General features: G+C 61.3%; 13 protein-coding genes and 6 pseudogenes. 5 read left to right on the top strand and 14 right to left on the bottom strand.

The window, feature by feature from the left end; translation table 11 throughout:
• Positions 1–9 precede the first annotated feature (9 nt).
• The 6 genes and pseudogenes from OKW43_RS40025 to OKW43_RS40000 form a co-directional block, all read right to left on the bottom strand.
• Positions 10–1527: an AMP-binding protein gene (locus OKW43_RS40025; protein ID WP_429454265.1), complete on the bottom strand. Its 1518-nt coding sequence runs from the start codon at positions 1525–1527 to the stop codon at positions 10–12.
• Complete coding sequence (locus tag OKW43_RS40020) at positions 1524–2690, bottom strand: acetyl-CoA acetyltransferase (protein WP_429454263.1); 1167 nt, start codon at positions 2688–2690, stop codon at positions 1524–1526. Before OKW43_RS40020 ends, OKW43_RS40025 begins: the two co-directional genes overlap by 4 nt.
• A gap of 180 nt (positions 2691–2870) precedes the next feature.
• Positions 2871–3986 carry a LuxR C-terminal-related transcriptional regulator gene (locus OKW43_RS40015; RefSeq protein WP_429454261.1) on the bottom strand — a complete coding sequence of 372 codons (1116 nt, stop codon included), beginning with the start codon at positions 3984–3986 and terminating at the stop codon, positions 2871–2873.
• Positions 3987–4278: 292 nt separating this feature from the next.
• Positions 4279–4731 (bottom strand): cupin domain-containing protein, encoded by a 453-nt coding sequence (locus OKW43_RS40010; protein WP_429454259.1) that lies wholly within the window; start codon positions 4729–4731, stop codon positions 4279–4281.
• A 1090-nt stretch (positions 4732–5821) separates the two neighbouring features.
• Positions 5822–6091 carry a DUF1488 family protein gene (locus tag OKW43_RS40005; protein WP_429454257.1) on the bottom strand — a complete coding sequence of 90 codons (270 nt, stop codon included), beginning with the start codon at positions 6089–6091 and terminating at the stop codon, positions 5822–5824.
• Between the two features lie 172 nt (positions 6092–6263).
• Positions 6264–7409, bottom strand: a pseudogene (locus OKW43_RS40000) (tyrosine-type recombinase/integrase); the annotation flags it as partial.
• A gap of 195 nt (positions 7410–7604) precedes the next feature.
• On the opposite strand from OKW43_RS40000, the pseudogene OKW43_RS39995 reads away from it, so the two are divergent.
• Positions 7605–7799: pseudogene (locus tag OKW43_RS39995) on the top strand (DNA-binding protein); the annotation flags it as partial.
• 404 nt (positions 7800–8203) lie between these two features.
• Positions 8204–8320 (top strand): annotated as a pseudogene (locus OKW43_RS39990) (PDDEXK nuclease domain-containing protein); the annotation flags it as partial.
• Between the two features lie 691 nt (positions 8321–9011).
• On the opposite strand, the gene OKW43_RS39985 reads toward OKW43_RS39990, so the two are convergent.
• On the bottom strand, positions 9012–9986 hold the full coding sequence (locus OKW43_RS39985) for a D-alanyl-D-alanine carboxypeptidase family protein (protein ID WP_429454255.1): 975 nt from the start codon (positions 9984–9986) through the stop codon (positions 9012–9014).
• A 671-nt stretch (positions 9987–10657) separates the two neighbouring features.
• Positions 10658–11632 (bottom strand): cysteine synthase A, encoded by a 975-nt coding sequence (locus tag OKW43_RS39980; RefSeq protein ID WP_429454253.1) that lies wholly within the window; start codon positions 11630–11632, stop codon positions 10658–10660.
• Positions 11633–11951: 319 nt separating this feature from the next.
• Between OKW43_RS39980 and OKW43_RS39975 the strand changes: the two genes are divergently transcribed.
• A complete protein-coding gene (locus tag OKW43_RS39975; protein WP_429454251.1) occupies positions 11952–12656 on the top strand; it encodes a hypothetical protein in 705 nt (234 codons plus the stop codon).
• Between the two features lie 60 nt (positions 12657–12716).
• Here the strand turns inward: OKW43_RS39975 and OKW43_RS39970 are convergent.
• Positions 12717–12809: pseudogene (locus OKW43_RS39970) on the bottom strand (IS6 family transposase); the annotation flags it as partial.
• Between the two features lie 653 nt (positions 12810–13462).
• On the opposite strand from OKW43_RS39970, the gene OKW43_RS39965 reads away from it, so the two are divergent.
• A complete protein-coding gene (locus tag OKW43_RS39965; protein ID WP_429454249.1) occupies positions 13463–13681 on the top strand; it encodes a hypothetical protein in 219 nt (72 codons plus the stop codon).
• A 349-nt stretch (positions 13682–14030) separates the two neighbouring features.
• Entirely contained in the window at positions 14031–14234 is a 204-nt protein-coding gene (locus OKW43_RS39960) for a hypothetical protein (RefSeq protein ID WP_429454247.1), read from the top strand.
• A 336-nt stretch (positions 14235–14570) separates the two neighbouring features.
• Here the strand turns inward: OKW43_RS39960 and OKW43_RS39955 are convergent, their stop codons facing one another.
• The 5 genes and pseudogenes from OKW43_RS39955 to OKW43_RS39935 all read right to left on the bottom strand — a co-directional run bounded on the left by OKW43_RS39955 (position 14571) and on the right by OKW43_RS39935 (position 17557).
• Positions 14571–14882, bottom strand: coding sequence for a high-potential iron-sulfur protein (locus OKW43_RS39955; protein ID WP_429454762.1), 312 nt, complete (start codon positions 14880–14882; stop codon positions 14571–14573).
• Between the two features lie 87 nt (positions 14883–14969).
• Positions 14970–15317 (bottom strand): annotated as a pseudogene (locus OKW43_RS39950) (molybdopterin-dependent oxidoreductase); the annotation flags it as partial.
• Between the two features lie 32 nt (positions 15318–15349).
• Positions 15350–15715, bottom strand: coding sequence for a hypothetical protein (locus OKW43_RS39945; protein ID WP_429454245.1), 366 nt, complete (start codon positions 15713–15715; stop codon positions 15350–15352).
• A gap of 205 nt (positions 15716–15920) precedes the next feature.
• Positions 15921–17021: pseudogene (locus tag OKW43_RS39940) on the bottom strand (IS1634 family transposase); the annotation flags it as partial.
• A gap of 332 nt (positions 17022–17353) precedes the next feature.
• A complete protein-coding gene (locus OKW43_RS39935) occupies positions 17354–17557 on the bottom strand; it encodes a hypothetical protein (RefSeq protein ID WP_429454243.1) in 204 nt (67 codons plus the stop codon).
• Positions 17558–17801 lie beyond the last annotated feature (244 nt).

The following is a 17801-nucleotide window of genomic DNA, read 5'->3' as shown; positions in this document are numbered from 1 at the left end:
GCGCAACGGCTACTGGCCGAGCCGGGTGCGCAACTCCGTTTTCAATACCTTGCCGTAACTGTTTTTTGGCAACTCATTGGTGAACCGGTAGTGTTTCGGGCGCTTGAAGCGTGCGATGTGCTGCGCACACCACTCGTCCAGTTCGTCGCGGGTCGTTTGACGGCCCGCGTGAAGCACCACGAAAGCCACGGGCACCTCACCCCATTCGTCGTCTCGCTGTCCCACTACCGACACTTCCGACACCGACGGATGAGCCAGCAAGGTTTCCTCTACCTCTCGCGGATAGATGTTGGAGCCGCCCGAAATGATCAGATCCTTCGATCGGTCGTTCAGCGTGAGAAATCCGTCCTCGTCGAGACTGCCGGTATCGCCCGTATAGAGCCAGCCGTTGCGGATCGCGTCGCACGTAGCGGACGCATTGTTCCAGTAGCCAGGCATTACGGCGGCGCCGCGCACAACGACCTCGCCTGTTTCTCCTTTCGGGGCGGAGCTTCCATCTCGCGCCACGACGTCGACTTCGACGAGCGACTGTGCGACACCCACCGAAGCGGCACGGGCCAACCAATGAGCATGCTTCCGGTCTGAGAGATGGTGACGTCCGAGTGCGGTAATTGTCATCGGGCTTTCGCCCTGCCCATAGATTTGCACGAGGCGCGGACCCAACACTTCCAAAGCCTGCTGTAAGTCATTTACATACATCGGTCCACCGCCATAGACGATCGTCTTGAAGCCAGCGGGATCTGCATCGACTGCGCGGAAATGATCGACAAGCCGTTTGACCATCGTCGGTGCCGCGAACATCGCGAGAGGTCCGACACGCGCGGCCAGACCAGCCAGCTCCTCGGGCTCGAATCCACCCGACCGCGGCACCACGTGACGCGCGCCCCGCAAGATGTACGCATAGTGGTAAAGTCCGGCCCCGTGAGACATCGGCGCTGCGTAGACCATCGCGTCTTCGGGGCTGACATCGTCCACGTCAATGCAATAGCACGCGGTCATCGCCATCAGGTTCCGGTGAGTCTGCATGACGCCTTTCGGTCGCCCAGTTGTTCCGGATGTGTAGAACAACGACGCGAGATCGTCGGGCTGACGGTGATGCAGGTCGGCCGGTGCATATTCGACCGCATGTAGGTATTCGTCCGAGCCGAACACGACGCAGCGCCGTTTACCGCGTTGCAGGTCGCCCAATGTCGACAGCAACTCGCTCGAAACGAACAGCACGTCAGCCCCGGCGTCATCCAGGATGTACTCCAACTCTCTGGGATGCAGCTTGCAGTTAGCAGGCACGGAAACGGCACCTGCCCAATAGATGGCCTGAAGCACCTCCAGATATTCGGGACGGTTGGCGGAGTAGATAGCAACCCGAGCACCAGGCTGTACACCGCATTGCTCGCTCAGGAAACCCGCTAGCGCCGCCACGCGTGTTGCAAGTTGCCCGTATTCGAGCCAGGGTTCGTCGCCGTGCAGAACCGCGAGCCGCTTGGGAAAGATCGCTGCAGTGCGCTGCAGCCACCGGGCGATGTTCATCGGCTGCGCTCCAGAATGCTGACATAGCTCGCCACCGCGGAGCCTCCCATGTTGAAGACGCCGGCGAGTGAGGCATCGGGAACCTGCATTGCGCCTGCCGTATTGGTCAATTGCATCGCAGCAATCACGTGCATGGACACGCCTGTGGCGCCGATCGGGTGGCCTTTCGCTTTGAGCCCGCCCGAAGCGTTGACCGGTAGCCGCCCCCCACGGGCAACGACCCCTTCTTCGATAAGACGACGGCCTTGGCCAGCAGCGGCCAGGCCCATTGCTTCGTAGCTGAGCAACTCAGCGATCGTGAAGCAATCGTGAACCTCGGCGAACGACAAGTCGTCCACCGCGCAACCGGCACGCTCGAGTGCGCCGCGCCAGGCGCGCTTCGGACCTTCGAACGACGCAGCATGGCGGCGCCCCAGCGGCAGATAGTCGTTGACCTGCACACGGGAACGGATTGAGACCGCACGCGGAAAATCTGCGGCCGCATCGCTCGAGGCAAGCACCAGTGCCGCAGCGCCATCGGAGATTAGCGAGCAGTCTGTCTTGCGCAGCGGTGACGCAATCATCGGATTTTTTTCAGATACGGTATTGCAGAACTCAAAGCCGAGATCTCGCCGCATATGCGCCCACGGATTGTCGACGCCGTTCGCGTGATTTTTTGCGGCTATACGCGCGAGCGCCGACGAATGGTCTCCGTACTGCGCGAAATAGTCCTGCGCGATTGAGGCGAAGATTCCCGGGAAGCCCCCGGGTGGATTTCCCGCCTCGCCCGAGTATGCGCAGTTACCAAGAATGCGCGTAACATCTTCGCCGGATACATCGGTCATTTTTTCGGCGCCGATTACCAGCGCGGTACGCGCACGGCCCGCCTCAATCGCATCGCATGCCGAATAAATTGCGGCGGCGCCCGACGCGCAGGCGTTCTCGATACGCACCGCTGGCTTCCAACGCAGCCCATCGCTGCAATTCAGCGTCAGTGACGAAGCGAAGATGTCCGGGACCAGACCACCATTCAGATTGCCCAGCCAGGTGCCGTCGATTTCTTCGCCTTGCAGGCCCGCATCCTTCACGGCTTCGCGGCCGGCCCGCACGATCAGATCCTCAAGGCTTGCGCCGTCGAACCGGCCAAACGGCAAGTGCGCCCAGCCTACAATCGCCACTCCCATCGCGTTCTCCCATCAATGTGCATTTGGGAAATTTACCCGCGTCATCACTGGGATGGCAGTCGTCGAATTACATTAGGGTGAACACCGGTAAGATGCGTCTTAACTTCCTTTCATTAATCCGCGTTTCTTCGGGCGTATGACCCGTAACGTGGCAATGTGGCGCAGAGGTAGTGCAGAAGGTCACCGATCGCGCCCGAGTAGCTTGCCGATCAGTTCTCCCGTCGTCATGGCTGCATACTTGCGCATAAGGCGGGCACGGTGTGCTTCAACCGTTCGATGACTAATTTGCAGTTCGCGCGCGATCTGCTTGCTGCTTTTTCCCGTCACCAACAGTTGTGCGACCTCGCGCTCGCGCCGAGTCAGGTCGCGGGTCACCCGACGGACCGACGAAATATCCTCGAATGCCCAAATCGCCGTTGCAAATGGATCGTTGCGGTTCATTGAGCGCCCGGAAACGTGGCACCAGAACGGGCTGCCATCAAGCCTTTGCATGATGCGCTCATCGGAATAAAAGCCCGTCTCCTTCATTGCCAGCCATGCGCGCTCGCCGATGTGTCGAAACTCGTCCTGGGAGGGGTAGAGGTATTCCAGTGAGCGCCCAGCCAGTTCGTTGGGCGCACACCCAAATATTTCACCGAACGTGTAGTTGCAAGACACGATGACTCGCTGCCTGGACAGGAGCAGGCCAACCGGTGCCATGCGAAACGCCTGCGCAAGATCGTCAGGCGGATACGGCGACTCACCGGAACCCACGTCGGTAGCCAGTCTGTCATCACTGGAACCCTCTCCTTCCTGGTTGACGGTGGGCGGCGCTGCCTTTATGGAAACGACTTCGGATCCAGCAGAAGGAGGCGCGGTACGGGATTGTCCGTGGGATCCGGACCGTTTTACCGGCCTGTCCATGTTCTGCCATATCCGGCCGACAGTGGAGGCGGAAACGTTAGACTCTCGTGCGACGTGACGGGCGCTGCTTACTGCCGTGACACCGTCGGGCTTGCGAGATGCAATCGCGGCCACCGTCGAATCGCCGATTCTTTGGGGAGCTCCGCTGCGAGGAAGATCCGTCAAGCCCTGCAGGCCATCCATGATGAACCTTCTGCGCCATTTGGAGACTGTGTGCGCCGTCGACTGAACGCGAGCGGCCACAACAGCATTGTCCAGTCCCTCTGCACAGGCCAGGACGATCCGGGCGCGAAAAGCCAGCGCTGGACTATTGCCGCCGCGCTGCGCGAAGTCGTTGAGCGCGGCTCTGTCCTCTGGACTTAACGACAGATGCAGTTTCGGCCTTCCTTTCATCGCCTGGGCTTCAGCCGCCGGACAGGTCAATCGGCCAGACGACTTATGTAACGAACATACCAGGCATCATACCCGTTGAACTGATACATAGGCTCCGTCCAGCCGTCGGACTTTCGCGGTCTCTGTTGCGTGCACCGTCGGCTTCGCCTAGGAATGCAAGACAAGCAGAACATTGGCGCTGCCGGATGCCGCGTGGTTGGTAAGAACCGTTAGCTTGCATGGTAAGCACGACTTCAGGTCATGCTTACTGCGTCTCAGTGCGCATTGCGAGCCAAGCGGTACGTCGTGCAATTCAGCCGAGGATCTTTAAACCTTCAGGAGGCTCGCACGGTACTGTTCCCATCCTGGCCGGCACTGAAATTTCCAGGAACTCGAAGTCTTCCGAGATTGCCGTTTCATTGTGTTTGAGACCAGGTGGAATATAAAGCGATTCGCCAGCGCCAACCCGAATAACTCGACCATCTTCGAACTGAAGATCTATCCAGCCTCGGAGGGTGAAAATAAACTGCGTTTCGCAAACATGGTAATGCCAACCGGTCTGCTGCATCACGCCTGTCGCCACGGTCACCTGTGCCCTCATTCGACCGTCTGTGGCGTCGGAAACACCGAGATCCCGATAATTGAAGAATGTTCGGCGACCTGCTACTAGTGGGGCTGTTTCCGTCGTAGCGTATGCGAGTTTCTCTAAAAGATCAGCGGAGACGTTTGCGGCCTCGGGGGAAAGGGTACCGCTGTAGTGTTCCATTGAATGTTCCTTAATTTAGCCGGTGGGTGCCAGGTGCTCTCGTCAAAAGAGAGGTCAAGCTTTCGCGACTCGAAGGCCGGCGCGAGAGTGAGAGGCTCACAGAGCAGCGCGTGTCTCTTCATTGAGCCTCCATCGAATTTACTGGCCTGGGTGGAAGGCAAACAGTCGCACGATTACATCAGGGAAAACCCTACTTCTTGCATTATCCGCTCCAGGCAAATCGTTGTACTTCGTCCGAACGCCGAATGGATGTGTGACGGAAGGGCATTTGCTGTAGAGGAAGGGCGTAACACCTGGAGGCGCGAGTGCTCGAAGGAAGCCTGGGCGGCGGCGTCCTCTAAGCGTTGACGAAGGGGATTCGGGGATTCAACTCTTGGAGCATCGGTTCCGCCTTCGGGCATTTATGCCGATTCCGTCGCTGCGTTTGGACACGCGATCGACTGCTTAACCTTGGGAAACGGGCGTCCGGGCTGAGAGACGGTGGACGGCGGCTTCACGCCCTGAGCAACTGTCTTGAACGTCAAGCGTTTTTGGAATCTGACTGATGAAAAACAGCGTCCCACGGCTTCCCTGTTTTGACCATTGCGTTGAGGATAGTCAGCAGCTTGCGCGTCGGTGTCACTCGCAAAACCGTCACGGCCTCGATGACCGTCCTTCAGAAAAAATCGAAAGTGCGCTCCACCTCAGACCGCTGACGGGCAGACGCAGATCGCCAGTCGGCACCATGCGAACGCGACGCATCGCCGCGCGTCGCACATCTGCACCGCAAGGGCCCCTTTTCGCTGCAGGCTATCGTCGCAGGCGAACGGCTCAGTACAAGGGACGGCCGCAACGTCCGTCGGTTTTTCCGTTTGAGCTACGCGCCAGAGATAGCCCAGCAGCCCGTGCGTACTCAAGGCGTCCGGCGCTCGTGACGCAACTAACTGTCAAACGCTCACGGCCTCTCGCTGAGCTTCGCCGCAACCCCGTCTGGCAGAAGGATGGGATAGCGGGCCACGACCTCATCCGTTCGAAAAGGGGCATCCGAGTTGAGCAACCCGTGATTTCCCTGCGGACAACGATGTGGCGTAACCTGCCTTGGTCGCTTTGATCAGTGGCGCCTGAAATCGTCAGGTGTCAGTTCGACGCGTGCGCCCTGGTGCGCGAGCAGCTTGCGTTCAGCGATCGCGCGGATGCGGCTATATCCGTCGCGGAAGGTCCTGAGGATCCGGAGGTCGTCGGCCCTGTCTTCGAGCCAGAAGTGGGCCTCGAGTGCTGTGGTCGTGATGATGCATTCGACGAGGGTTTGCCCTCTGACGAGGCGGAATGACACGCCTTGCCGGTTTGCCAGAATCTGCGGCTCGAATTCAGGTTTTTCCATGACGGGTTTCAAGGTGCTGTCGTTTATGCGGGTAAAGCGGTATGCGTATTGGTCTGATGAGGTTGGCGATTGTCGCCGGCATCAGGGCACAGGCTGCGGGGCATCGTGAAGCGCGTAGGCGGGCATAACGGACGGCTCCTGACAGGCGCGTCCGTAACGCGAGCTGGTACTCTCACCTCCGGTTTGTAAAAGCCTCGCCGATCTGCCGCGCGCGCTTCACTTCGTCGCTGTGCAGGTAGATGGACGTCGTCGAGACGGAGGCGTGCCGCAGGTTGTCGCGCACCGTCGTGAGTTCGGCTCCGTGCCCCAGCGCGTAGGTGGCGTGGGTGTGCCGCATCCAGTGTAGGCTCGCGCGGCGCAGCTTCTCCGCGAGCGGCGGGTGATCGGCCTCGATGGCATTGGCGGCAAGGACGAGAAAGCGCTCGAGCACGCTCCACAGCCGCACACTGCTGATGGCCGCGTCACTGTCCACTTCCAGGCTGCCGATGACCGGTGTGTCCGGTCGCCAGCGCGCCGTAGTAGTCGGCAACTGGCGCCCGGCCAGATAGCGGACCAGTGCGTCCCACGCGAGCGGCGGCAGCGCCACCCGCGCCATCTTGCCGCCTTTGCCGGTGACGCGCAGCCAGTGCTCGCCGCGTGCATCCGTCTCGACGTGGCCGAGCGTCGCGCCGACCAGCTCACTCGCGCGCAAACCCGTCGCAAAGCCAAAATCGAGCAGGAACCGCAAGCGCTGCGCGGCCGGAACCGTCCAGCCGTGAGACCATTCCAGCCCGTCGGCCATCGTACGAATCAGTGCCCATTCGCCGTCGGTAAAGGCGCGCGACGCGTCGAGCGCCGATGCGGTCTTGCCACCGCGCACCCTGATGCCCGCAAACGGATTGGCCAGCACGTAGCGCTGTTCGACCAGCCAGCGGAACAGGGCGCCGAGAATCGACAGCGCGTGCGCGACCGAGCGCGCCGACAGGGTGCCGTTAAACGGCCGCCAGTCCGGTGACGTGCGGGGGCGCACCGGGCCGATCCAGCGTCCCCGCGGCGACGGATGGCGCAGGAACGTCCGGTACGCGATCGCGTCTTCGGTCGTGAGCGACGACAGCGCGCGGCCGCGTTCGACGATGGCCCAGAGCAGCAGCCGCTCGGCTTCCTTGCGGTAGCTGTCGAAGGTCGCCGGCTTGTCGGCAAAGCGCGCGAGCCATGCCTGTATTGCCTCCAGGTCATTTGCCGCGGCAATCTGCGCATGGCCGCCGATCGCGCGGTTCGATCCCGTGCGACCGTCAAGCGCCGCAGGGATAGCGAGCGTTTCGAGCGGAGCGGGTTGCAGCGCAACGCCGCTGCGGGCGGCCGGATTCGACATGAAGGTGAGCTTTTCCGGGAAGCGCGTCGAGGCGCGCAATGGCAGGCGGCCCTGCGTGGCAATTTTCAACATAGCCGTAATGTCAAAATATGGCATTTGATGCGTTAGATATCGGCCGGTTTACGTTGTATTATTTATCCGATTCCACCCCAGCATGCTTCCATGGCCGACGCCCTGCCTGACGAAATCCGTCTCGCCGCTGAAATCGACCGTCTGAAGGCCGAAATCCCGAAGACGCGCGAGCTGTACCGCGAGGTCTGCGCGCTACTGTTCTTCCGCTTCGGGATCACGCCGACCGCCAACCGCCTGTACCAGCTGGTGAAGCGGGGCAGCATGGGCACGCCGACCCAGGTGCTCCTGTTTGACACGTATATGGCGACGCGCAAAGTGCAGCACCGATGAGGGGCGCGAAGCGGGCGGCGCAGCCTCGTCCCCATCCTGCCGCCGTGCCTTCTTCGTGCATGGCCCGCCGCATCGGGCTCGGGCCTGCGACGGACATCGGGATGAAGCGGGCGAGTGTCGGCGTGGGCCGGTCGGCTCGGTTACCGGTCCCGTAGACATTCGCGAGAAATGGCCGGCGGGGCTGGCTCACTCAGTGAAGCTGGCGCCGCGAGGCCGAGCGGGTATCCGGGAGATTGTCTCCGCACCGCGGAGACAATCTCCAATCCGTTGGCTGTGCGCGCTCCCCGCTGGAATTGAAAAGGAAGGGGCTTCCCCACAGCAATTTAAAGCGCTAACCTCGCTGACCTGAACGTGAAAGTATGAGCGACCTTACGCCTTCCTCCCTGCTTGACGAAGTCCGACGGCTGATTGATTCAGCGCGTGAGCGGGCCGCGGCTGCGGTCAATGCGGAACTGACACTCCTGTACTGGCAGGTGGAATCTACCAACGAAAAAAGGCGAGTCCTCGACTTGCCCTGTATGGCATTCCGATATCAACGCGGCGGTGTGCATCCGATGGTCCTTGTCGCGCTTTCACGGTCACGTCGGTTTTCGCGGCAGCGGCGTTCGCTTCGTTGCCAGCATCGGTCCTGGCCTTTTCGGCTCGTGCCTTGACGGCCTTCTTGCTCACCTTTTGTGTGCCTTGGCCTTCGGGTGCGCGGCCGGAATCTTCTTGATGCCAGCTTCAGCAGACGCCTTGTCGGCTGTCGTCTTCGTTGCGCCACCTTGTGCTGCGGTGCCGGCCTTTCGGCGCTGCAGTTTGTGCGAAAGCCGTCGAAGCGAGCAGAGCGGAAGCCAGAGCAGCGAACATCGACTTCACGTGATTCCCTTTTTTTGTCGTGACTGAAAAAGTTCAGCGCTGCACCTATAGCGCAACCTTGACGACATGGGTTGACGCTGCAATGGGAAAAAATACGCGGCGTGCAACGGTGTAGGGCTGTCCTTCGTGCCGCAGGCCGCGCGGACGCCGGGCGGCGATAATCAGATCACGTGCGGGGCAGCGGTTACGGAGCCCGCACGTTCTCGCGCGGTACTGCTTTAGCGACTCCGCAAGGTATTGAGCGAGTCGGTGAAGGCCGCCACGACGAGTTGCCTTGCGGCGTATTTGAGTAGCGACAGTTCGGGCACCCTACGCTCCGGGTTGACTGGCACTGATCCGATGCGATGCGTGGCGACGTGACGGGACAGCCGACACGGTTCGCCAGGATGCGAATCGCACCTTCACGCGCTGCGCCTGGCTGGCGATGGCTCGATGATGATGATGCGAACGTGCAGAGACGTAATACATGCGAGGCACGGCGACGGGCGGCTGATCGCCGTTTAGCCAGTTGCGGATCGCCGCCAGATCGGCGGCACGGGCGCCGGACGTCCTTGCGCCCAACAGCGCGATGATCAGCGGGCCACCTGGCATGGCGACGTCGGCGACGATGCAGCGTCCGGCCTCGCGCGTGTAACCGGTTTTCGCGAGCTGAACGTCCCAGTCCGCCCAGCGGACGACCGGATCGGTGTTGTGATAAAACCTGGTCCGACTGCCGATTGCCTGTTCGTACGCGGTCAGCGTGGTGAACGAGCTGATCATCGGATAGTGCGAAGCCGCGTTCGCCATCCTGGCGACATCGCGCGCCGTCGAGACATTGTCCGGCGAGAGGCCCGTCGGATCGTCGAAATGCGTGTCGGTCATGTGCAGCGCGTGCGCTTTCAGATTCATCTGCTGGATGAACGCGGACTGGCCGCCCGGGAAGGAGCGTGACAGGGCGGACGCTGCACGGTTTTCGGATGACATGAGCGCGAGGCGCAGCATCTCCTCGCGGTCGAGCGACGCGCCGACCGGGAGGCGGGAACCCGAGTGCTTGAGCCGGTCGATGTCCGCGTCGTCAATTGTCAGGGTATCCGCCATCGCCTGCGCGTTGTCAATGACGACCATCGCCGTCATCAGTTTCGTCAGCGATGCGATGGGTCGAACGTCGTCAGCGTTCTTTTCGAGCAGGACTTCGCCGCGCGCGACGTCGTACACGAGCACGCTGGGAGAATGGAGCAATAGGGTGTCAGCACGCGCGCAGAGAGACGCGGCGGCAAACAGCAGTGCGCAGATGAACAACTTCATTTTCCTTCACACCTTCGTACTGCATGCCGCCCGCAACCGCGAGGCGGACTGGCTCCACGGGCACAACAGTCTTCCTGCTACTTAACTGTAGTCGTTCGAATCAGAATAGCGTGTGTGCGGTCGGACAGAATTTTTTCGGCGTCGGGCACGTGCTTCGCATCGGGCACGCCGCGGCGCTCAGAAGAGGGAAGGCTGTTCGGCGGGAGCGGCGTCGAGCCGGACTGCCCTCTCCTGAGCCGTATTGCGGGAAGGGTGTGGTGCACTACGCACGGTTCTGCCGGAGAGGGAAAAAGGCTATTCCTCGACGTGACGGCAGAGCGGTTCAACGGCGTCGCGTGTTTACGCCGACCAGGCGGGTGCCCGGTGCGTCCGAAACTCGTGGCGCCGACCGACATTGAGGGCAACAGGTCGGCGGTCGGCGCGGTGACATGCGCGCCGGACGGATCTCTGCTGAGCTGAGCGCCTCGATGCAGAGTTCGAGCGGTAACCCGCAATCAGACAACACTGCATCGACCGCGCTGGACCAATTCGTTGCGCTGCCGCTGCACGTCTACGGCAGCACACCGGCCAGTTTTCTGATTACGTTCCAGCCGGAAAAGGGGGCGCGCTCTCGTTGCTAGCGGGACACGCCGCGGGTTCGCGGGTGATGCGGTAACGTGAAAGCCACCTCCTCAGGCCGGCACCAATCCTTTTTCCATCAGCCAGGCGGGATTGAATAGCCGGGCAAAATACAGGTCCCCACGATCGCACAGCAACGTGACGATGGTGTGGCCCGGCCCCGTCTGCCGCGCCAGCCAGACGGCTGCCGCCACATTGATGCCGCTGGAACCGCCCACGAACAGCCCCTCTTCCCGCAGCAGGCGGTACACCATCGTCACGCAGCTCTGGTCATCGATGCGCACCGCGTCGTCGATAGGCGTGCCCTCGAGGTTGGCGGTGACACGGCTGGAGCCAATGCCCTCCGTGATCGAATTGCCTTCCGCCCTGATGTCGCGCGTTTTCACGAAACTGTACAGCCCGCTGCCGTGCGGGTCGGCAAGCACGGTTCTAACTGCCGGATTCTGTTCCTTGAGGAAACGCGCAACGCCTGCGAGCGTGCCGCCGGTCCCGGTGGCACACACGAAGGCATCCACCGTGCCAGCCGTGTTGCGCCAGATTTCCGGTCCGGTGGTTTCATAGTGGGCCTGCCGGTTGACGAGGTTATCGAACTGGTTGGCCCAGATAGCGTTCTCGATCTCCTGCGCCAGACGGCCGGCGATCTTCTGGTAGTTGTTGGGATCCTTGTACGGCACCGCCGGCACCGGACGCACCTGCGCGCCGAGTACGCGCAGCAGGTCCATTTTTTCCTGCGACTGGGTCTCCGGAATGACGATCACGCAACGATAACCGCGCGCGGCGCAGATATGCGCCAGCCCGATCCCGGTATTGCCGGCGGTGCCTTCCACCACCGTGCCGCCCGCCTTGAGCACGCCACGCCGCTCGGCGTCCTCGATGATATAGAGCGCTGCGCGGTCTTTCACCGATCCGCCCGGATTCAGGAACTCCGCCTTGCCGAGAATTTCGCACCCGGTCTCCGCGCTGAGCTTTGCAAGCCGGATCAGCGGCGTGTTGCCAATGCAGGCGGTGAAACCATCCTGTACATTCATGATGCCCCCTTGCCCGCGATCAATCGTGACGCACGGCGAATGCTTCCAGAATAGGTCGATAAACCCGACGCAGGCTACTGTAGCGGCCCGATTGCATAAATGGTCGGGACCGATTGCATCGGTGGTTTCGGGACCACATTAGCTGCAAATATCAGAGCGCCCGGGACCACATTACGTGAAAACGGGCCCACATTATTTGAGAGCAGTCAATAACATCGTCCATGAACGGCGAGGTTCATACATGGGTGACACGCGTGGCGCCGGATGAGGTGGCGATGGTCGATAATGGCGGCCCATTTTTCTCAGTCGTGGTGCGTGCATGAATCGATCCGATAGCGCGGCAGCGAAGCTGCCTGAACCCCAGCGTCAGGACTTGGCGGTTCGGGCGTTGGCGGGATCCGGGACGGTCAGCGCGCTGGCCGCCCAGCACGGCGTGAGCCGCAAGTTCGTCTATCAGCAAACGGACAAGGCCCGCGCCGCGCTGGAAGACGCGTTCGCGTCGGCGGTGCCGGAGGAGGAAGTGCTGTTCGAGTTGCCGGTCAGCAAGCGGTGGCTGCGCCAGGTGACACTCGCGCTGACGCTGATCTGCCGCAGCTCGTATCGCGGTGTGGTGGAGTTCATGCGCGACCTGCTGGGCGTGTCCACCAGTGTGGGCAATGTTCACGACGTGCAGCAATGGGCCGCGCAGCAAGCGGGCGCGCTCAACCGAGCGCAGGACCTGTCCGGCATTCGGGTGGGCTTACACGACGAGATCTTCCAGGGCTCGCGGCCGGTGCTCGCTGGCGTCGATGCCGGGTCGACCTACTGCTATTTGCTGGCGGCCGAGGCCCATCGCGACGGCGACACCTGGGGCGTGCACCTGCTCGACGCGGCGCAACAGGGCGGAAGGTCGATACCCAGGACCTCCAATTCAATCGGACTGCCAATTCCACCGCTCTACGAGCGGTGCGGTTCAGCTCGTCCGTGTTACCCAAAATTGTCGATTTTCGAACCACGCCCATATTTCGGACACTCGACGAGCTGAAAGAACCGCCATCCAGATCGAGGGCGAAGTGGTGTCTTTGAGGTGCATGCTGGTGAGATCGAACTGGCCTTTGCGAATGCGATGCATCAGTTCGATGCCGGCGATCGTAGTGGCCGCATTTCCGAATCGTTTGAAGCAGAGCATTGCATTGATCTATCAACACAAATTGCGAGGGAATATCCCCTCGGCTTTGAAACCGGTTGGGTCCAGCATTTCAGACAGGATCTCTAAGCGGGCGTCTTCGATGAGCCGGAATGAGATCCCGCATCTCATTGGGCTGCAGGTAAGAGTTGACCGCCCACCCCGGTGCGGGTATCAGCCTGGAAGCAGGCATACACATGCCCTGCGCGTGCGTCCGGAACAACAAGTCCTTCGGGCCCGCCGCCAATGTCGCCCCAACGGCTTCGCAGGCAGTTGCGAAGCCTCACTACGGTTGACGGCGGGAGATCGGCGGCAGGCGTGCACCGACCCAAAGCTGCAACTAACGAGACCAAAATGGACATTCAGCCACCAGGTCACGAACGCACGGTGCGCCACGTGGCAACAGCTAAGCCTCGGGGAACAGGTCCCCCGCAACAAAGGATCAGTACCCCGGCGCAATCTCACGGTACGCATGTGTTTTTCGCGCGGAGTCGGCCACTGATCGTCGGTGCGGATTGGCGGAGCGGCCGGACTCTGCAGTTCGCCCGACGCAGCGATCCAGACTCATACTTGCGTGAAACCGCCGTCTAGGCCGCAGCGATAAAATCGGCGATGCGGCAGCGATCGATTTCGCCAGATCAAGGGGGGTATTAGTTATGGAGTGGATGGACGCGCGACCCGTGGTGCCGGGTTACTACTGGGTGCGATTTACGGACGACCGGACGCCGAAGCAGACCATCGGGGAAGTCGCAGAAGTGCCCGGGAACGGTTCACGGCAGTTAGTCGTGATCCTTCTGGGCGACGATGAAATATTGGAACTGGACGATTCGTTCTTCGACCGCGCACTGTTTGCTGGACCGATGGAATCGCCGTCGATGGAGTGACCTCCGTTGCCGGTTGCCGAGTCTGAAGCGAGGCGGGTTATCGCTCTTTGAATGGATCTCTGGGTTCAGCCTTGCGCGGCGCGCACTGACCTTTGCGGCCAGATGGCCGCCACAAACCCGTACGACCAGCTGACGCTTGATGGCGTTGGCAACGTGAAGGATGCGCATCGGAGAGCACTGCACCTGCGGGCGCTGCTGCGGTGTATTTGCGCGCACTCGCCGGGCCGCCGGCGCGACAAATCTGGATGTTCCTGAACGCGGAGCAGCACTCATTCACCTGCGCCGGAGAGCCGGCTTACGGATAGCTCCTTCATGCTAGGATTCCTAGAAAATCCCGAGAGAAACCTTCATGGCCAGCCACAATTTCTCGTACAACGAGGTCAACTACAGCGTTTACGTGACCCAACAAAAGGACGGCCGGTGGGACTGGGCATACACGTTGACCAAACCGCCCGTCTACTGGAAAAATCCGCAGGCGCCTGCGGGAACTCCGGAGCAAGCGATCGAACATGCTCGTTTCGACGCCGAGCGCCGCATCGACGCGATGAAATAGGCCGTCGAAAATGGCCCGTATCATCGGGCATGGCAAGGTTGCCGCACAGGACGGCAGTCACCTTGCAAACGAAGCGGTGGGCGGCGTAGCCCAGAACGGCGCATCCGACGCTGGTGCCCCAGCACATGCGCGGGCGGCGACTTCCTCCTGCGTCGGTCCGGTCAGCTTCTGCGACGTTTTCTTCGGCAGCGAATGCCGCCGCGCAGAACGCTCATCGCATCGATACGGGTGGCCGCCCGTGTGCAGGCAAGCAAACATCGCGGTGTGTGACAAGGCAGGGCTTGCAAGCAATTGTTTGTCGAAGGGCAGCAAACTGAACCTTGATCGATCCGCAGGTCAGGCTTTTTTCACATACGCGCTGCACCATCCCTTGGCACTGACCTGTTTTCCGCCAAAGATCGGACACGGCCCGGCAGCATCACCTGGCTTGCCCTGATAGAGCTGGCAATTCGCACACGACTGTCCAGCCTGGTATTTTGGATATTTGGCTTTGTCGATCTGGGTCGCGTCCGGTTTATACCCGAGCGACTGGGCCGTAGGATCGCTTTCAGAGAGCATGGGCGCGTCAGCTCGCGCCTCGTTGGTGAGTACCGCGGTCGACGCCAGCGACGCGGCAAATATCATGAAGTGGCGACGTGAGACTTGCACGGTGCATTCCTCCTCAACTTGAACCATCCAGAAGTTATCGTCCGGCTGTGCCAGGACTTCGATGTCGCTGAGCATCTTGACCCAGTAAGTCGAATACCAGCATGGGACAATCAGGCGCGTCGGAAATCCGTTCACCATCGGAAGTGGCTGGCCATTCATCGCATAGGCGACCATAACTTCTCCGTCGCGGGCATGATCGACGTGCAATGACTTCATGAAAACCGGGGTCGCGGGTATGACGCCCGTATCCAGGCCATGAACGCGAACCGCAACTGAACCGGCCTTTACACCCGCCCGGTCCAGAATGTCGCGCAAGCGCACACCAGTCCACAACGCGTTGCCCATCGCGCCGTTCGCCCATTGACCTCCCGCGACAGGCGGAGTGAAGAACCCTCGGGAGTTGCCCGAGCACTGGTTGACAGCGGCAAATTCCACGCGGGGAAAGTTCTTGAGCAGCTCAGTCAGACTCAGGCTAAGTTCCGCTTCACGGCCCCGTGCACATTCAACCGGAACGCGGCACCATCGATCTGCGTGGGAATATTGGCCAGGTGCCAGCGCACATAAAACTGGTCATTGGGTGTGAACACCCCGTGGTCGAATACTGTTAAAGGGGTTTCCAGTAACGGCGGCAGGGTCCGTAGCAGGATCATTTCGCCCTTTTGCGGGAATGCGTTCGTCAGGTCGCGCTGGCCGCCTTTGAAGGGCAAATCGATGTGTCCTTCCGCCCATGTCGCGCGGCTCCAGGAAGTGAAGGTGCCCGCCAGACCGCCTGCCGCGATGCAACGCCGAATCAGGCGGCGCCGCTCGCCCACAATGTCCGGTTGATGTCCCATGATTTAGTCCCCCGCAATCTGGAAACCGCTGATCCGTTCGACTGGCGGATCGATCGGGTTACCCGGGATAGAACGATCGGAACCTGTGACCCACAGGATCACGCATTCATACAGTAGCTCTACCCAGTCTAGCCCGACCTTCGCAAAACAAGGTTTTCAAATCGATGGGTTATGCCCTCGTTTGATGGCCAAATTGGCTCTGAATTCATACATGAAATAATGTTTGCGCCCAGCGCTGCAGCTCGAAGACCTTCACGGCGCGCCTCTGCTCGGCCGTGAGCTCCGGCGCCAGCATCGCAGTGGGTCGTCGTCCGGTTGCTCCGGTCTTCGTCCTCACCAGGGTCACGCTGATTTCGGCCAGGGCGTCCATCATCCGACGGGCCGAAACCTCGGTGCGCAGAGCGATCTTTGCCAGGCTCACGAGCATCAGGCCGAGCACGGTCGCGAAGGTGTGCAGCCGCAGCGATCCGTCGGCCCACTGGTGCGACGGGCCCCACGGAACCACACCCCCTTTCTTCGCCCGGCGGAACAACTCCTCGACATTCCACTGCCCTCGGAAGGCGTGGACGATGCGCCCGTTACTCCAGTTGTGCCGATCTGTACACAGCACCCGTCTGCCCAGCCGTGTGCGCTCCAGCGTGCGACGCAATGCGTCATCGACGTGCCAGTGCAAGGACGGTGCCGGCTCGCTCCCGGCGATGGTAGCCACAACGAAGCTCGCCAGATGTTCCCGGGCGAGCGCCTTCTTGACTCGCAGCTCCAGCCGACTGCGCGTAATGCGGCCCTTTTCGACCAACCCCTGCAGCGTGCTCAATTCCGCCTTCGCCTTGCGCAACGCCACCGCGATCCCGCGCTTCTGGCCCGCCAGCAGCTCCTGGCTCTCCACCACCACCACGAGCGTGCGGTCCAACTCACCAACACGCGTTCGCATCCGCGCCGCCCGCACGTCACTGAGCTTGCCCGACAGCGGCTTCATCGCACCGCGTTGCGCCGCCATCTGCAGCGCCTCTTCCGCGGCCTTGTGCCCCAGCGGCAACGAGATGAGGCTGTAGTAGCCGGCGGCATCCAGATCGAGTTCGAGCTGCGGGCTCCAGAACCCGCCGTCCCGCACCACCGTGCGCTGCGCCGGCCGCTCGCGACCCTCGGCACTATCCAGCGCCTCGTGCAACTGCGCCAGGCGCGCCAGGCACGCCGCAAGCACTGCCTGGTCCGATCCGTTGCCGGGATACGTCCGGTACAACAACGGCACATGGCCCGTCTCGCTGACCAGCAGGCCCAGCCCGACTACGCGCAGATCCCTTCTCTTGCTCTTGGCGTAGCATCTTCAAATCAAAGAATCAAGCGAAATTCAATATCTACGCCTTATCTAAGCCGTATTCCGCCTCGGCGTCACACCGAAAAACGCCGAGCTTGCGAAGGTCGGGCTAGGCAACGTTTGCACCTGCTGGAATGCGTTTAACCCTGATTCTCGTGTGGGTCACAATGATCCGCCCGCCGTTGAGCGGGACGCAGGGGGATTTGGGCGCGTGTGCGACAGGCGCAAGCTGGACTGATCGTGCCGGCATGCTGATAAGCGAGCAACGCGAACGATTGCTCGACTGCGACGCTACTGCAACGGCTGGCCAGTTTTAGCCTGGTTCAGGCATTGACGCAGCGTTCGCGGCGTTTGTTGCGGCGGTGGCGGGTTTTGAGTATCCGCGACAGGTGGCAAGCAAAGGTAGACGCCATGACGAGCGTAGCGACAGCCAGACTGCAGTCGAGGTTGCACATCAGGTCAGTCAGATAGAACATGGGCAGCGCGACGAGCGGGTGATATATCGCGCGATTGATCAGGGATTCCATCAGTCTCTCGCAGTATCTTGCTGAAAAAGGCCGTCAGTTCTGGGATATCCTGGTCAGGCCTCGCGAACTGAATGAAGCAGCAGGATTTCCGCATCGAGTCCGTGGTGTGCCAGGGCGCCTGTGTCAGGTGCCGAAGGGGGGGCTCCCCGAAGCACAACTTGTAACAGGGTGCCCTGTCTTGTTCCGCGACCGCTACGGTTGATTTCCTTTCGGGCAGGAGCAGCCAGCGTGCTGGTAAAGCAGG

This window comes from Paraburkholderia sp. WC7.3g (assembly GCF_050436345.1).
Lineage (GTDB): Bacteria > Pseudomonadota > Gammaproteobacteria > Burkholderiales > Burkholderiaceae > Paraburkholderia > Paraburkholderia podalyriae.
This window is presented reverse-complemented; position numbering and strand designations above follow the sequence as displayed.

Bases quoted from the DNA above. Each gene is read 5' to 3' on its own strand.
- OKW43_RS40025 (WP_429454265.1), bottom strand. From the start codon at position 1,527: ATGAACATCGCCCGGTGGCTGCAGCGCACTGCAGCGATCTTTCCCAAG.
- OKW43_RS40020 (WP_429454263.1), bottom strand. From the start codon at position 2,690: ATGGGAGTGGCGATTGTAGGCTGGGCGCACTTGCCGTTTGGCCGGTTC.
- OKW43_RS40015 (WP_429454261.1), bottom strand. From the start codon at position 3,986: ATGAAAGGAAGGCCGAAACTGCATCTGTCGTTAAGTCCAGAGGACAGA.
- OKW43_RS40010 (WP_429454259.1), bottom strand. From the start codon at position 4,731: ATGGAACACTACAGCGGTACCCTTTCCCCCGAGGCCGCAAACGTCTCC.
- OKW43_RS40005 (WP_429454257.1), bottom strand. From the start codon at position 6,091: ATGGAAAAACCTGAATTCGAGCCGCAGATTCTGGCAAACCGGCAAGGC.
- OKW43_RS39985 (WP_429454255.1), bottom strand. From the start codon at position 9,986: ATGAAGTTGTTCATCTGCGCACTGCTGTTTGCCGCCGCGTCTCTCTGC.
- OKW43_RS39980 (WP_429454253.1), bottom strand. From the start codon at position 11,632: ATGAATGTACAGGATGGTTTCACCGCCTGCATTGGCAACACGCCGCTG.
- OKW43_RS39975 (WP_429454251.1), top strand. From the start codon at position 11,952: ATGAATCGATCCGATAGCGCGGCAGCGAAGCTGCCTGAACCCCAGCGT.
- OKW43_RS39965 (WP_429454249.1), top strand. From the start codon at position 13,463: ATGGACGCGCGACCCGTGGTGCCGGGTTACTACTGGGTGCGATTTACG.
- OKW43_RS39960 (WP_429454247.1), top strand. From the start codon at position 14,031: ATGGCCAGCCACAATTTCTCGTACAACGAGGTCAACTACAGCGTTTAC.
- OKW43_RS39945 (WP_429454245.1), bottom strand. From the start codon at position 15,715: ATGGGACATCAACCGGACATTGTGGGCGAGCGGCGCCGCCTGATTCGG.
- OKW43_RS39935 (WP_429454243.1), bottom strand. From the start codon at position 17,557: ATGGAATCCCTGATCAATCGCGCGATATATCACCCGCTCGTCGCGCTG.